Source organism: Inquilinus sp. NPDC058860 (genome assembly GCF_042743185.1).
In the GTDB taxonomy this organism is placed as follows: domain Bacteria; phylum Pseudomonadota; class Alphaproteobacteria; order DSM-16000; family Inquilinaceae; genus Inquilinus.
This window is the reverse complement of the sequence record NZ_JBHYMS010000003.1, coordinates 32,602-47,282: the sequence shown is the minus strand read 5'-3', so window position 1 is coordinate 47,282 and position 14,681 is coordinate 32,602. Positions and strand designations below refer to the sequence as shown.

At 72.1% G+C, this 14,681-nt stretch carries 13 protein-coding genes; 11 read left to right on the top strand and 2 right to left on the bottom strand.

Going from position 1 to position 14,681, the window contains the following annotated elements; genetic code table 11:
• Positions 1-24 precede the first annotated feature (24 nt).
• The 4 genes from ACFW16_RS02965 to ACFW16_RS02950 all read left to right on the top strand — a co-directional run bounded on the left by ACFW16_RS02965 (position 25) and on the right by ACFW16_RS02950 (position 4,642).
• On the top strand, positions 25-1,182 hold the full coding sequence (locus ACFW16_RS02965) for a muconate cycloisomerase family protein (RefSeq protein WP_380301714.1): 1,158 nt from the start codon (positions 25-27) through the stop codon (positions 1,180-1,182).
• A gap of 10 nt (positions 1,183-1,192) precedes the next feature.
• On the top strand, positions 1,193-1,471 hold the full coding sequence (catC, locus tag ACFW16_RS02960; protein WP_380301712.1) for a muconolactone Delta-isomerase: 279 nt from the start codon (positions 1,193-1,195) through the stop codon (positions 1,469-1,471).
• Between the two features lie 52 nt (positions 1,472-1,523).
• On the top strand, positions 1,524-2,885 hold the full coding sequence (locus ACFW16_RS02955; protein WP_380301710.1) for an MFS transporter: 1,362 nt from the start codon (positions 1,524-1,526) through the stop codon (positions 2,883-2,885).
• Between the two features lie 83 nt (positions 2,886-2,968).
• Positions 2,969-4,642, top strand: a complete 1,674-nt coding sequence (locus tag ACFW16_RS02950) for a tannase/feruloyl esterase family alpha/beta hydrolase (protein WP_380301708.1) — start codon at positions 2,969-2,971, stop codon at positions 4,640-4,642.
• A 9-nt stretch (positions 4,643-4,651) separates the two neighbouring features.
• On the opposite strand, the gene ACFW16_RS02945 is transcribed toward ACFW16_RS02950, so the two are convergent.
• Positions 4,652-5,650, bottom strand: coding sequence for a LacI family DNA-binding transcriptional regulator (locus ACFW16_RS02945; RefSeq protein ID WP_380301706.1), 999 nt, complete (start codon positions 5,648-5,650; stop codon positions 4,652-4,654).
• Between the two features lie 167 nt (positions 5,651-5,817).
• On the opposite strand from ACFW16_RS02945, the gene ACFW16_RS02940 reads away from it, so the two are divergent.
• The 7 genes from ACFW16_RS02940 to ACFW16_RS02910 all read left to right on the top strand — a co-directional run bounded on the left by ACFW16_RS02940 (position 5,818) and on the right by ACFW16_RS02910 (position 13,590).
• A complete protein-coding gene (locus ACFW16_RS02940; protein ID WP_380301704.1) occupies positions 5,818-7,359 on the top strand; it encodes a sodium:solute symporter family protein in 1,542 nt (513 codons plus the stop codon).
• Positions 7,352-8,647: an AGE family epimerase/isomerase gene (locus tag ACFW16_RS02935; protein ID WP_380301702.1), complete on the top strand. Its 1,296-nt coding sequence runs from the start codon at positions 7,352-7,354 to the stop codon at positions 8,645-8,647. The genes ACFW16_RS02940 and ACFW16_RS02935 overlap by 8 nt, the downstream gene beginning before the upstream one ends.
• Entirely contained in the window at positions 8,644-9,408 is a 765-nt protein-coding gene (locus ACFW16_RS02930) for a 6-phosphogluconolactonase (RefSeq protein WP_380301700.1), read from the top strand. Before ACFW16_RS02935 ends, ACFW16_RS02930 begins: the two co-directional genes overlap by 4 nt.
• Positions 9,401-10,171: a sugar isomerase domain-containing protein gene (locus ACFW16_RS02925; protein WP_380301698.1), complete on the top strand. Its 771-nt coding sequence runs from the start codon at positions 9,401-9,403 to the stop codon at positions 10,169-10,171. Before ACFW16_RS02930 ends, ACFW16_RS02925 begins: the two co-directional genes overlap by 8 nt.
• Before the next feature lie 59 nt (positions 10,172-10,230).
• Positions 10,231-11,298: an N-acetylglucosamine-6-phosphate deacetylase gene (locus ACFW16_RS02920; RefSeq protein WP_380301696.1), complete on the top strand. Its 1,068-nt coding sequence runs from the start codon at positions 10,231-10,233 to the stop codon at positions 11,296-11,298.
• The gene (locus tag ACFW16_RS02915) at positions 11,295-12,575 is read left to right on the top strand and encodes a hypothetical protein (protein ID WP_380301694.1); all 1,281 of its coding nucleotides are present in this window, start codon (positions 11,295-11,297) and stop codon (positions 12,573-12,575) included. The genes ACFW16_RS02920 and ACFW16_RS02915 overlap by 4 nt, the downstream gene beginning before the upstream one ends.
• Positions 12,576-12,801: 226 nt before the next feature.
• Entirely contained in the window at positions 12,802-13,590 is a 789-nt protein-coding gene (locus tag ACFW16_RS02910; RefSeq protein WP_380301692.1) for a gamma-glutamylcyclotransferase family protein, read from the top strand.
• 15 nt (positions 13,591-13,605) lie between these two features.
• Here ACFW16_RS02910 and ACFW16_RS02905 read toward each other — a convergent pair whose 3' ends face one another.
• Positions 13,606-14,571 carry a LysR family transcriptional regulator gene (locus tag ACFW16_RS02905; RefSeq protein WP_380301690.1) on the bottom strand — a complete coding sequence of 322 codons (966 nt, stop codon included), beginning with the start codon at positions 14,569-14,571 and terminating at the stop codon, positions 13,606-13,608.
• Positions 14,572-14,681: the final 110 nt, after the last annotated feature.

The following is a 14,681-nucleotide window of genomic DNA, read 5'->3' as shown; positions in this document are numbered from 1 at the left end:
CATCGTTCCATCGAGGCCCCGATCATGCCCGATACCCTGGCGCTGCCCGCCGGCGATCTCGCCTGCGACCTCGCCGTCGCCGAGATCCGCAGCACCATCGTCGACGTGCCGACGCGGCGGCGGCACAAGCTGTCGTCGCTGTCGGTGACGGCGCAGAGCTACGTCGTGGTCGAGCTGCGCCTGGCCAATGGCGCGGAGGGCATCGGCGAGGCGGCGACGCTGGGCGGCCCGCGCTGGAGCGAGGAGAGCGTCGAGAGCATCAAGGCCGCGATCGACCACTACCTGGCCCCGGCGCTGATCGGCCAGCGCGCCGACCGGTTCGAGGCGGCGGGGACGCGCATGGATGCGGCGGCCAAGCGCAACACCGCCGCCAAGGCGGCGATCGAGACCGCCCTTTACGACGCCGTTGGCCGCAGCCTGGGCGTGCCGGCCAGCCTGCTGCTCGGCGGCGTGGTGCGCGACCGCATCCCGGTGCTGTGGACCCTGGCCTCGGGCGATCCGGGGCAGGAGATCGAGGAGGCGGAGGGCAAGCTCGCGGCCCGGCTGCACCGGACCTTCAAGGTCAAGGTCGGGGCCCAGGACCCGGCGGCGGACCTGGCCCGGCTGCGCCGCCTGGCCGGCGCGCTGGGCGACCGGGCGGCGCTGATCGTCGACGCCAACCAGGCGTGGGACGAGACCACCGCTTCGCGCTGCCTGCCGGCGATGGCCGAGCTCGGCATCCGCCTGGTGGAGCAGCCGCTGCCGGCCTGGAACGTCGCCGGCATGGCCCGGCTGCGCGCCCGCAGCGACGTGCCGCTGATGGCCGATGAATGCGTGTTCTCGGCCCATGACATGCTGGCCGTCGCCCAGGCCGCCGCCGCCGACGTGGTGTCGCTCAAGCTGGTCAAGCATGGCGGGCTCCTGAACACGCGCAAGGTCGCGGCCGTGGCCGAGGCGGCGGGGATCGGCCTCTATGGCGGCTGCCTGCTGGAAAGCTCGATCGGCGCGGCGGCGCATCTGCAGGTCTTCGCCACGCTGCGCGAGCTGGGCTGGGGCTGCGAGCATTTCGGGCCGCAGATCCTGACCGACGACCTGGTGGCCGAGCCGCTCCGTTTCGAGGATTTCCACCTGCTGCTGCCGGCCGGCCCTGGCATCGGCGTCACGCTCGACCGCGACAGGCTGCGCCGCTACGCCCGCGGCTGACGGAGGACCCATGCTCTATCACGTGCAGATGGATGTGCGAGTGCCGCACGATCTCGACCCGGCCCGGTTCGAGCGGCTGAAGGCCGAGGAGAAGGCGCGGGCGCAAGAGCTGCAGCGCGCCGGCAAGTGGCGCCATCTGTGGCGGGTCGCCGGGCGCTACGCCAATGTCAGCATCTTCGAGGTCGAGGATCACGACGAGCTGCACGCGATCCTGTCGACCCTGCCGCTGTTCCCCTTCATGGCCATCGAGGTCACCCCGCTCGCCCGACACCCTTCGGCGATCGGCTGACCCGCGGCCGCCCGCCGAAACCAACCATAATCAGCAAGGGAGGAAATTCGTCATGGGACAGGCGCGTCTCGTCGACGTCCAGGACGTCATCAATTCGCACCCGCTGTCGCGGTTCCAGGTCTCGGTCGTCGCCCTGTGCTTCCTGGTGGTGGCGATCGACGGCTTCGACACCGCGGCGATCGGCTTCATCGCCCCGGCGCTGAAGGCCGGCTGGGGCGTGACGCCGGCGCAGCTGGCGCCGCTGTTCGGCGCCGGGCTGTTCGGGCTGATGCTCGGGGCCTTCCTGTTCGGGCCGTTGGCCGACCGGATCGGCCGCAGATCGGTGCTGGTGCTGACCACCCTGGGCTTCGGCGCCGCCAGCCTGGCCTCGGCCACGGCCGGATCGATCGAGGAGCTGACGCTGTGGCGCTTCGTCACCGGCCTCGGCCTCGGCGGCGCCATGCCCAGCGCCATCACCCTGACCGCGGAATACTGCCCGGAACGGCGGCGCTCCTCGCTGGTCACCCTGATGTTCTGCGGCTTCACCATCGGCTCGGCGGTCGCCGGCCTGGCCGCCTCGCAGATCGTCGCGGCCTATGGCTGGCAGGGGTTGCTGGTGCTGGGCGGCGTGCTGCCGATCGCCCTGGTGCCGGTGCTGTGGCTGGCGCTGCCGGAATCGGCCCGCTATCTGACGCTGCGCGAAGGCCGCGCCGACCGGATCGCGGCGGTGCTGCGCCGGATCGCGCCGGCCGAGGATTTCGCCGGGGTCGAGTTCGTCCGGGCCGCCAAGGCCAAGGGCCTGCCGATCCTCCAGCTCTTCGCCGAAGGCCGCGGCGCCGGCACGCTGCTGCTGTGGCTGACCTTCTTCATGAGCCTGCTGGTCTTCTACCTGCTCTCCAGCTGGCTGCCGCTGCTGATCACCAGCGCCGGCTGGTCGCTCGGCCAGGCTTCGCTGATGGCGGCGCTGCTGGCGACCGGCGGCACCATCGGCGCCGTCGTCATCGGCCGGCTGATGGACCGGTTCGAGCCGCACCGCGTGCTCGCCGCCTCTTACCTCGCCGCCGCGGCCTTCATCCTGCTGCTGGGCAGTGCCGCGGCCTCGCCCTGGCTGCTGATGCTGGGCATCTTCGGCGCCGGCTTCGGCGTCGCCGGGTCGCAGGTCGGCATCAACGCCCTGGCCGCCGCCACCTACCCGACCGCCAGCCGCGCCACCGGCGTCAGCTGGGCCAACGGTGTCGGCCGCACCGGCTCGATCCTGGGCTCGATGGTCGGCGGCGTGCTGCTGTCCCTCGGCTGGGATCTCGCCACCGTCTTCAGCGTCGCCGCGGTCCCGGCGCTGGCCGCCGCCGCCGGCATGTTCGTTAAGGGCCGGCTGCGGGGCCGATCCCCGGCCGCCGCGGCTGGCGTCGCCGCCTTGTCCGAGACGACGGCATGAATGGGGGGCTTCCGAGTCAGCGCGGGGTGAGCCGGATGAGAATCGCAACCTGTCGAACATGCCTCCGGATCGTCGCGGCGATCGTGCTCGCAGGAGGCGCTGCCCAGGCGCAGCCCGCCAAGCCGAGCGCCGACGAGTTGAAAGCTGCCTGCCCCCGCCTCGCCGGGCAGACCATCGAGCCTTCGGCCATCGGGCTGCCCAGCGGCGCGGCGACCATCGCCTCCGCGACCTTCGTTCCGGCCGTGCCGCAATCGATCTCCGGGAACGTGACGGTCCCGGCCACGGCGGACCACTGCAAGGTGCTCGGCGCCATCGCCCCCGTCGATCCGGCGGCGCAGCCGATCAACTTCCAGCTCAACCTGCCGGCGTCCTGGAACGGCAAGGCGCTGCAATACGGCGGCGGCGGATACAACGGCACGCTGATCACCGGGCTGCTGCCGCTGCGCGATGCCGCTCCCGGCGACCCGCTGCCGCTGACCCGCGGCTATGCCACCTTCGGCACGGATTCGGGGCACCAGGCCGCCGCCTTCGCGCCCGACAGCATCGGCCGGTTCGGGCTCAACGACGAGATGCTGATCAACTACGGCTACGCGTCCTACAAGAAGGTCAGGGACGTGGCCGTCGCCGTGATGGGCTCGTTCTACCGGCACGCTCCGTCCCGGATCTACTATTTTGGCGGGTCCGAGGGCGGACGCGAGGGGCTGACCATGGCGCAGCGCTTCCCCGCCGACTATGACGGCGTGGTCAGCGTCGTCCCGGTGGTCCAACTGTCGATGCTGTTCCAGTCCTACATCCCGCACCAGCGCCCGCAGCTTCGCGGCGGGTGGATGGGGCCGGACAAGGTCGCGACCCTCGCGAGATTCGTCTCGGATGCCTGCGACGCGCTCGACGGGCTGGCCGACGGGGTGGTCGGCAACGCCCTCGCCTGCCCGGCCCGGATCGACCTGCAGAGGCTGCGCTGTCCGGGCGGCGCGGACGCCGGCAGCCATTGCCTCTCCGACGCGCAGATCGAGACCGTGTCGGCGGTGCATTCGCCCCATCGCCTGCCGTTCCCTGTCGCGAACGGCCTGACCATCTATCCGGAGTGGCTCTACGGCAACGAGACCACCCCCGATCCGAAGAACGCCACCATGACGCGATGGGTCACGGGGACGGCGCCGCCGACCCTCGCGGTCGATCCGTCGACCGCCGCGCAGCAATGGCTGTACGGTGCCAACTTCGTGCGCTTCTTCGTGGCGAAGGACCCGGGCTTCGACCCGGGCCGCTTCGATCCGAAGGACTTCCAGGCCCGGCTGCAGCAGGTCTCGGAGATCATCGATTCCACCAACCCCGACCTGTCGGCGTTCTTCGCGCGCGGCGGCAAGCTGATCCTGCGCGAGAACATGGGCGACCTGGCGCAGAGCCCGCTGGCCGGCATCGCCTACTTCGACGCCGTCATCGCCAGGCTCGGCCCCGAGGCGGTCGAACGCTCGGCGCGCCTCTACATCTCCCCGGCCTCGACGCACAGCGGCCCGGCCGCCAGCGTCACCGACGGGGCGCCGGTGCCGACCATGGTCGATCTGCTCGACCCGCTGGACCGCTGGGTCACCGGCGGCGAGCCGCCGGCCGACCCGCTGATCCAGTCGCTCACGGACACGGTACCGCCATATGCGGTCAAGGCCCAGCGGCCGATGTGCCGCTATCCGGGCTATCCGCACCATATCGGCGGCGATCCGCGTTCGGCGGCGAGCTATGCCTGCAGGCCGTCGCTGCCTTAGCGCACCCGTTCAGCGACGGGGCTCCGCCGTCGTCGCCCGGACGATCAGCTCCGTGCCGAGCCGCTGCGCGCTGCCGGCGGAGGGGCCGGATTCGATCTGGGCGAGCAGCATCTCGATCGCCGCCCGGCCCGCGTCGTTCGAGCGGGAGGAGATCGTCGTCAAGGGCGGGTAGGTGCGGGCGCCGAGCACGTCGTCGCAGCCGATCACGCTGAACGCGGCCGGCACCTCGACCCCCAGCCCGGCCAGGCCGGCCAGCAGGCCCTGCGCGACCAGGTCGTCGAAGGCGATCGCCGCGGTCGTCCGGGCGGTCAGCACGGCCGAGGCGGCCGACATCCCGCCCTCATAGGATGGCCGCTCGGCGGCGACCTCGACGGCCTCGATCCCGAGGTCCTCCGCCGTCCGCAGCACCGCCGATCGCCGCTGCTGGTTGGACCAGGAGAAGGGCGGGCCGCCGACATAGGCGATGCGCCGGTGCCCGAGCGCCTGCAGGTGGCGCACCGCCGCCGCCGCGCCGGGGCCGCTGTCGATCAGCACCCGGTCCAGCCCTTCGATGTCGCGGTTGACCAGCACCACCGGCCGGCGGCCGCGCAGGGCCTGGACGGCGTCGTCCGCCAGGCGCGACGAGGCCAGGACGAAGCCGTCGACCTGCGCCGCCATCTTGCCGGTCAGCCGCTCCTCCCGCGCCGGGTCCTCGTCCGAATCGCCGAGGAAGACGCAGAGGCCGGCGGCGTCCGCCCGCGCCTCCGCGGCGCGGATCAGCGGCGGGAAGAACGGATTGGCGACGTCCGGCACGATCAGCGCGATGTTGCCGTAGCGGCCGGTCGACAGCGCCCGGGCCACCTGGTTCGGGGCATAGCCCAGCCGCGCCGCCACGGCCATGATATGGGCCACGGTCGCCGGGCTCAGCATCCCCGGCCGGCTGAAGGCGCGGGACACGGTCGACCGCGCCACGCCTGCGGCGCGCGCCACCTGCTGGATCGTCGGGATGGGTTTCGGCGGCTGGTCCATGGGTGCCCGCTGGTTCGGCTGCCCCACTCTTAGCGCGGCGGAGCGAAATGGTACATCGCTTCCAAAATCCGGCGGTGCAACCGGTTGCGGCTTGACATGCAACCGGTTGCACAACACCCTTGCGCCAGAAGGCCCGCAACGACCGGGCCGGCAGCGAGGGGGACTTCATGGGGACGTTCGACTGGGTGGTGCTGTGGGCCTATTTCCTGCTGATGGTCGGCATCGGCGTCTGGGCCCGCAGCCAGATCAAGACGGCGGCGGATTTCTTCACTGCCGGCGGCCGGATGCCCTGGTGGCTGTCCGGCGTGTCGCACCACATGTCCGGCTACAGCGCCGCGGTCTTCGTCGGCTATGCCGCGATCGCCTATACGGCGGGCTTCACCCTCTATGTCTGGTGGGCGATCGGCATCGCCTTCGCCATGGTGGTCGGGTCGGTGCTGTTCGCGCCGCGCTGGTCGCGGCTGCGGCAGCGGCTGGCGATCATCTCGCCGCTGGAATACCTGTCGACCCGCTACAACGTCCCGACCCAGCAGGTCCTGGCCTGGAGCGGCGGGGCGCTGAAGATCTTCGACGTCGGCGCGAAATGGACCGCGACGGCCCTGCTGCTGAAGGTCTTCGCCGACGTGCCGCTGGTCTGGGGCGTGCTGCTGACCGGCGGCGTGACCCTGATCTACTCCACCATCGGCGGGCTCTGGGCGGATGCGCTGACCGATTTCAGCCAGTTCGTCATCCAGCTCCTGGCCGGCATCGTCCTGTTCGTCGCCGTCCTGGCCAAGCTGGGCGGCGTCTCGGCGCTGTGGGGCATCTGGGACCAGCTGCCGCCCGGCCATTCCCAGCCCTTCAACGGCCAATACACCATCGTCTTCGTGCTGGTCTATCTGCTGATCAACACCCTGTCCTACAACGGCGGCACCTGGAACCTGGCGCAGCGTTTCATCGCCGCGCCAACCGGCGGCGATGCGCGCAAGGCGGCGCTGCTGTCCGCCGCGCTGTACCTGGTGTGGCCGCTGATCCTGTTCTTCCCGATGTGGGCGGCGCCGATCCTGCTGCCGAATCTGGACCAGCCGCAGCAATCCTATGCGCTTCTGACCCAGAGCCTGCTGCCGACCGGCCTGGTCGGGCTGGTGCTGGCCGGGATGTTCGCGCACACCATGGCCATGACCTCCTCCGACGCCAACGCCGTCTCGGCCGTCGTCACCCGCGACATCCTGCCGGTGATCTGGAAGGGCGCCCGGCAGATGTCGGGCCGGACCGAGCTGTTCGTCGGCCGGCTCAGCACCTTCCTGTTCATCGCGCTGTCGATGGGCATCGCGCTGACGGCGGACAGCTTCGGCGGCGTCCTTGGCCTGATCATCCTGTGGTTCGGTGCGCTGGTCGGGCCGATCGCGATCCCGATGCTGCTGGGCATGCTGCCGGCCTTCCGGCGCTGCGGCCCGACCGCGGCGCTGGCGTCCTGGGCCACCGGGCTGGTCGTCTTCGTCCTGGTGAAATACGTCTTCGCCGACCAGATCAAGGCGCTGAACCCGGACTGGACCACCTCGATCACCGTGGCCGGGCCGGTGCTGTGCTCGCTGGCCGTGTTCGTCGTGATCGGCCTGGTGGCGCCGTGGCGGAACGCCGAGGCCGACGCCCTGATCGATGCGCTGGAAAGCGACGAGACGGCGGTGGCCGGCATCCCCGTCCGCGGCGAGAGCGCCAGCCGTGCCTGAGGCGGTCTCGATCGCCGATCCGGCGGCGCTGCGCCGGGCCACCGCCCGCCACCTGGCCGACGACGTCCTGGCCTGGTGGCTGGCCAACGGCCCGGACGACCGCCATGGCGGGGTCTTCACCTGCTGGTCGAACGACGGCGGCCGGATGCTGTCGCGCGACAAATACACCTGGTCGCAGGGGCGGTGGGTCTGGCTGATGGCGCGGCTGGCCCGCGCCGGGCGGCTCGGCCTGGTCGACATCGACCGGGCCGCCTGCCTCGACCGGGCCCGCCGCACCGCCGTCCTGCTGCGCGATCACGCGCTGCTGCCGGACGGCAGCACCGCCTATCTGCTGGCGCAGGACGGCACCCCGAAGCCGCCGGCGCCGGGGCAGGACCTGCACACCAGCGTCTTCGCCGACCTGTTCGTCGCGCTCGGCTTCGCCGCGCTGGCGGCGGAGAGCGGGGAGGGGGAATGGGGCGATCTGGCGGAGCGGCTGTTGGCGAATGCCGCCGGCCGCATCGCCGCCGGCACCGCGCGCACCGAGCCCTACCCGATCCGCACCGGCTTCCGCGGCTTCTCGCTGCCGATGATCCTGGTCGGCGTCGGGGCGGAGGTGCTGGATGCGACCGGCTCCGAGGCCGCAGCCGACACGGTGCTGCGCGCGGTGCGCGAGATCGAAACCGTGTTCCTGGCCGGCGACGACATCGCCGAGATGGCGCCCGCGGCGACCGGCGACGCCGACACGCTGCTGGCCCGCCACCGCACCCCGGGCCATGTGCTGGAGGCCTGCTGGTTCCTGCTGCAGGCGGGGCAGTCCCTGCGGCGCCGGGTCGTCGCGGTGGACTCCCGGCTGTTCGACGCCTGCGTCCTTGCGGATATCGCCGTCCGCGCCGCGGCGCTGGGCTGGGACGAGGACCGTGGCGGGCTGTTCCGCTACGCCGACCGCGACGGCGGCGCGCCGCGCGGGCGGCGCACCGGCGACCGCTACGAGGACCTGGTCGTCGACACCTGGGACACCAAGCTGTGGTGGCCGCATGCCGAGGCGCTGTACACGCTGGCGCTGCTGCATCTCGAGACCGGGCGGGACGATCTCGCCGCCTGGCACGACCGGCTGGCGGCCTATACCTGGCGCGTCTTTCCCGCCGGCCCGGGCGCCGAATGGGTGCAGATCCGCAACCGCGCCGGGGCGCCGCTCGACAAGACGGTGGCGCTGCCGGTCAAGGACCCGTTCCATATCGCCCGGGCCCTGCTGCTGATGATCGAAAGGCTGGCGGAGGCACTGCCGGCCCAACGGAGTTGTGCATGACCCTACCCGCATCCGCCACGGTGGGCGGCATCGATGTCCAGGTCCATCCCAGCCGCGCCGCGATGGGCCGGGCCGCCGCGGCCGCGGTCGCCGGCGACCTCCGCCGCCGACTGCAGGACGGCGGGGCCGCCCGCATGATCTTCGCCGCGGCGCCGAGCCAGGCCGAGATGCTCGACGCTTTGGTGGCGGAGCCCGGCATCGACTGGGGCCGCGTCACCGCCTTCCACATGGACGAGTATATCGGCCTGGCGCCGGACGCGCCGGCGCGCTTCGCCCTGTGGCTGCGCCGCCACCTGTTCGACCGGCTGTCCTTCGGCGCCGTCCATACGATCGATCCCGGCCGCGATCCGGCCGCGGCCGCCGCGGAGTATGCCCGACTCCTGTCGGCAGCCCCGATCGACATCGTCTGCCTCGGCATCGGCGTGAACGGCCACCTCGCCTTCAACGACCCGCCGGTGGCCGACCTGGCCGACCCGCTGGACGTGAAGGTGGTGGAGCTCGACGCCGTCTGCCGCCGGCAGCAGGTCGACGACGGCGGCTTCCCGCGGCTCGCCGACGTGCCCACCCACGCGATCACCCTGACGGTGCCGCGGCTGCTGCGCGCCGACCGGCTGGTCTGCGTGGTGCCGGGCGCGGCGAAGCGCGAGGCGGTGCGCCGCGCCCTGCACGACCCGGTCGGCGCCGCCTGCCCGGCGACCGCGCTGCGCTGGCACCCCGCCGTGACCCTGTTCCTGGACCCGGAGTCGAACCCCCATGGCTGACATCGACGCCGACGCCCTCTGCGCCGCCTATCTCGACCGCACCCAGGACCTGATGCGCGCGATCCTGGAGGCGGAGCGCGACAGCCTGGACCGCGCCGCCGACCGGCTGGCCGACCAGATCGCGGCCGACCGGCTGGTCCATGTCTTCGGGCCCGGCGGCCATTCCAACCTGGCGGCGCAGGAGATCTTCTTCCGCGCCGGCGGGCTGATGCATGTCTCGGCCATCCTCGACGAGGGCACGCTGCTGTCGAACGGCGCGCTGCGGTCGATGGCGATCGAGCGGACGCCGGGCTATGGAAGGGTGGTGATCGCCGACCGCGGCCTGGGGCCGGACGACCTGCTGATCCTGGTCAACGCCTACGGCATCAACGCCGCGCTGATCGATGCGGCGATCGAGGCCAAGCGCCGCGGCGCCTTCGTCATCGGCGTCAGCTCGCGCGGCCATGCCGACCAGACGGCGCCCGACCATCCCGCCCGCCACCCGACCAAGCAGAACCTGCACGATCTGGCCGACATCGCCATCGACACCAAGGTGCCGGTCGGCGATGCGGTGGTGCGGATCCCGAGGGTGGGCGAGCCGGTGGCGGCCGTGTCCACCTTCGCCAACGCCTTTGCGCTGAACTGCCTGGTCATCCGCACCATCGCCAGGCTGGCCGAGCGCGGCATCGAGCCGCCGGTCTGGCGCAGCGGCAACGCCCCCGGCGGCGACGAGGCCAATGGACGATTCATCGGCCGGTTCCGCGGCCGGGTCCGGTCGCTGTGATCACCGGCCGAGACCCGGCCACCGGCCGCAGCCTCGCAGTCACGGTCGCGGATGGCCGGGTGGCCGCGATCGAGGACGGTCCGGCGGGCGAGACGGCGTGGCTGTCGGCCGGGCTGGTCGACCTGCAGGTCAACGGCTTCGCCGGGCACGATCTGAACGGCGGCGGCCTGGTGCCGGAGACGGTGGCGCGGCTGGCGGCGGTGCTGCGGGAGGACGGCGTCACCAGCTTCCTGCCGACGCTGATCACCGCCGCCGAGGCTTCGATCACCGCGGCGCTGTCCGCCATCGCCGCGGCCCGGGCGGCCGACCCGCTGGTGGCCCATGCCATCCCGGCGGTGCATGTCGAAGGCCCGCACGTCTCGCCGGAGGACGGGCCGCGCGGGGCGCATCCGCGCGACCAGGTGCGGCCGCCGGACCTCGCCGAGCTCGACCGCTGGCAGGCGGCGTGCGGCGGCCTCGTCGGCCTGGTCACGCTGTCGCCGCACCATGTCGGCGCGCCGGACTACATCCGCGGCCTGGCGGCGCGTGGCGTCCATGCCGCGATCGGCCACACCGACGCCTCGCCGGCGCAGATCGCGGCGGCGGTCGAGGCCGGGGCAGCGCTGTCGACCCATCTCGGCAACGGCATCGCCGCGACGCTGCCGCGCCATCCGAACCCGATCTGGTCGCAGCTGGCCGAGGACCGGCTGACCGCCAGCTTCATCGCCGACGGCCACCACCTGCCGGCCGAGGTGCTCAGGGCGATGCTGCGGGCCAAGGGGTTGGACCGCGCCGTGCTGGTGTCCGACGCGGCGGCGCCGGGCGGGCTGGCGCCCGGCCTGTACGACCAGCCGATCGGCGGGCGGGTCGAGCTGACGGCCGACGGGCGGCTCGGCCTCGCCGGCACGCCCCTCCTGGCCGGCGCCGCCCGGCCACTGAAGCAGGATGTCGCCCTCGCCGTCGAGATGGCCGGGATCCCGCTGGCCGACGCCCTGCGCCTCGCCACCGCCAATCCCGGGCGCTTCGCCGGCGGGCGCGGCGTTCTGGCCGTGGGCGCGCCGGCCGACCTGATCCGCTTCCGCTGGGCGCCCGGCGACCGGGATCTCACCATCGATACGGTCCTGGTGCTGGGCGAGGAGCGGCCGTGAGCGGCCTGGTGCCGGCCGGCGCGGCTGCGATCGACGTGACGCCCCCGGCCGGGCTGGCGATGTCCGGCTTCGCCGCCCGCACCAGCCCCGCCATCGGCGTGCATGATCCGCTGACCGTCCGGGCCGTGGCGGTCGGCGAGACGGCGCTGGTGGTCGCCGACGCCATCGGCCTGCACGAGGACAGCTGCCGCCGGATCCGCGACCGTGCCGGGCTCGCGGACGGCCATCTGATCGTCGCCGCCACCCACACCCATGGCGGGCCCGTCGCCATGCCGGGGCGGCTCGGCCCGGGGCTGGACCCGGCCTGGCCGCAGCGGCTGGAGGATGCCTGCGTCCAGGCCGTCGCCAAGGCCCGCGCCGCGCGACGGCCGGCCCGGCTGGGCTTCGGCATGGGCGCGGACCCGGGCATCGCCCGCAACCGCCGCCATGCCGGCGGCCCGGTCGACCCGGCCCTGCCGGTGCTGCGCATCCGGGAGCCGGGCGGGGCGGCGATCACGGTGCTGGCCTGCCACGCCCTGCACCCGGTGGTGCTGGGCGCCGACAACACGCTGTTCACCGCCGATTATCCGGGCGCCGTCCGCCGCCACCTGGAGGCGGCGCATCCGGGCGCCGTCGCGATCTTCCTGACCGGCTGCACCGGCGACATCAACACCGGCCATCCGGCGCATGCCTCGATCTCGACCGCTCCGCGGCCGGACCGGACCTTCGCCGAGGCCGAGCGCATCGGCGCCGCGATCGCGCAATCGGCGCTGCAGGCGCCGGAGCGGCCGCTCGGCAGCGATATCCGCGCCGCCTGCGCCGAGCTGATGCTGCCCCTGGCGCGGACCGAGACCGAGGCGCCGAGCGTCCTGGCGGAGGCCTGGCGCCGGGAGGCCGCAACGGCGAGCCCGGCCCGGGCCGAGCTGCTGCGCTGCTGGATCGACTGGGCCGAACGGGTGGCGCCTCGGCCGCCGGCCCCATGGCCGGCGCGGGTCACCCTGTTCGACTGGGGCGGCGCCTGGCTGGTCGGCCTGCCGGGCGAGATCTTCGCCCGGACGGCGCTCGACCTGCGTGGCGCGCTGGACGGCGATCCGCTCGCCGGCCGCACCCTGACCTTCGGCTTCGCCGATGGCTGCCCCGGCTACATCCCGCCGGCCGGCGAGTACCGGCACGGCGGCTACGAGGTGGAGGAGGCGCACCGCTACTACGGCCTGCCGGCCGCCTTCGCCCCGGGTGCCGCCGAGGCGCTGGCCGGCGCTGCGGTCGATCTGGCCCGGCTTCTCATGACCCGACGGTGATCCTGTCGGTCGGCTGTATTCTGCCGAAATCATGATGATCGCGATTGATATAATATTTTGTCGATTTATAGGCGAATGGTTTTCTTTTTTATTTAAATAATGCCGACTTGAGCCGGTTCGTTTCGTTTGATAACAGGATTGGTTATTCTGTTTGATTTGGAAGATTTGTCATCTCCAAGCGCAGATCGATCGCGACGGAATTCAACTTAAGTGGAGGACGCTCACCATGGACCGCAGAGACCTGATGATCTCCGGGCTTGCCCTGCTCATGCTGGCCGCGGCGGTACCTGGAGCCGGCGCCGCCGACTGGTGGGGCAAGAAGGTGCCCGGCCAGCCGCAGAACTTCATCTTCGGCTATGGGTCGCTGATCAACACGGCGTCCCGCAACTCCACCGCGACCAAGCCGATCGATGCCATCCCGGTGCGGGTCTCCGCCTCCTTCGGCTATGTCAGGGCCTGGGTCGACCGCGCCAAGTCGGGCTTCACCGCCCTCGGGTTGCGCAAGCCCGGCGCCGGTGAGCAGGCGATGACAATCAACGGCGTGCTCTATCCGGTCGAAGGCAACGACATGGGCCTCTTCGACCAGCGCGAGGCCGGCTACAAGCGCATGGAGGTGCCGCGCGACGCGATCGAGAGCGTGTCCTGGGAGCAGGTGCCCACCGAGGGGAAGATCTGGGTCTATGTCTCGGTCGGCAAGGACGGCACGCCGGGCGAGGGGCTGCAGCCGCCCTCGGCCGATTATCCGCTGCTGCAATCCTATGTCGATGTCGTGATCGACGGGGCGCTGGAATACGGTCCCGACTTCGCGCGCGAGCTGATCGAGACGACCTCGGATTGGAGCCCCTATTGGCTGAACGACCGCGAGTTGCCGCGCCGGCCCTGGGTCTATGACAAGAACTACGCGACCGTGGACAAGCTGCTGGAGGAGACGGCCCCGGCCGGTCCCCACCTCAAGGACCGCCTGTTCCCCGAGGTCTACGCGATCCGCAGCGTGGCGCCCGCCGCCGCCCAGTAGGAGAGGGCCGCCGCCCTACTGGCCCGCCTCCGGCCGGAACTCGCTCTCCAGCCCGCGCAGCAGGTCGAGCAGGCGGCGGCGGAAATGCTCGGCGAAGCGGTCGGCGGCGCGGGAGCGGGGCTGGCCGGCGGCGAAAGCCAGCCCGAACTGATTCCACAGACGCGGCCGGAACGGCCGGATGGCGATCGGCAGCTGCCGGAAATGGCTGGCCATCAGCGCGTTGACGATGGTCACGCCCAGCCCCTGCGCGGCGAAGGCGCAGGCCGACCCGACCGAATGGGTCTCCACCCGCACCTGCGGCCGGAAATGCACGCGGCGGAACATCTGGTCGATCTCCGCCCGCGCCGGGCGCTGCCGGCCCAGCAGCACCAGCGGCTCGCCCTCCAGATCCTCGACCGACACCACCGCCTTCTCCGCCAGCCGATGCCCCTCCGGCATGACGCAGACGCTGGTGGTGCGGGCGATGGCGATCGTGTCCATCCCGGCCTCGCCGGTCGGCAGCCGGACGAAGCCGAGATCGGCCTGGCGGGTCAGCACCGCGCGCTCGGTCTCGTGATAGGCGCCGGACAGGATCTCCAGCGCGACATTGCCGTGGTCGGCCAGGAACTCCTCGACGATCAGCGGCAAGATGGTCTGCGACATGCTGTGCGGCACGCCGATGCGCAGCAGGATCTGGTCGGAATTGCCGGTCCGCAGCGCCTCCGCCACATGCTGCACCCGCTGCACCCCGTCGACCGCGTCCTCGACCGAATCGAGCAGGCCGATCGCCTCCGGCGTCGGGATCAGCCGGCCCTTCTCGCGGGCGAACAGCTCCAGCCCCAGCTCGGCCTCCAGCTGGGTCAGGAGGCGGCTGACCGCCGATTGCGACAGGTCCAGCCGGGCCGCCGCGGCGGTGGTGGAGCCGCTGCGCATGATCGCCTTGAAGGCCTCGAGCTGCTTGACGTTCACGGCCGGCGCGCCGATATCCGCGACACGAAGCACCGGACCGGGCCGCGCGTGCGCATGAAAAGCGCATAGCCCGATGCGGATTCCGCATGATGTTGCGGGCTGTTCTCTCCCACGACTAACGTCCCCCTCGCCACGCCGGACCG